General features: G+C 43.9%; 1 protein-coding gene. It reads right to left on the reverse strand.

All coding sequences use genetic code 11. From position 1 onward, the window contains the following. Positions 1-246 (reverse strand): HAD family hydrolase (locus tag ETC27_RS18300; RefSeq protein WP_136256090.1); only part of this gene is annotated, 246 nt, incomplete at both ends.

Consider the following 246-nt stretch of genomic DNA (forward strand, 5'->3'; position numbering starts at 1 on the left):
CGTTTTCCCCAAAGAGACCGATATCTTGCCCAATCGCACGCGCTGTTGTTTTATGGTCACCCGTAATCATCACTGTACGGATACCTGCTTTTTTCGCTTCCGCAATTGAATCATAAACAGCTTCACGTGGTGGGTCAATCATGGCTGTTAAACCAATCAAGATCAAGTCATTTTCATCTTCCAAATCCAGAACTTCTTTGTCTTGCGCCAAAGGTTTGTAAGCATAAGCCAAAACACGGAGTGCTT

It is taken from the genome of Onishia niordana, from assembly GCF_004798965.1.
GTDB lineage: Bacteria > Pseudomonadota > Gammaproteobacteria > Pseudomonadales > Halomonadaceae > Onishia > Onishia niordana.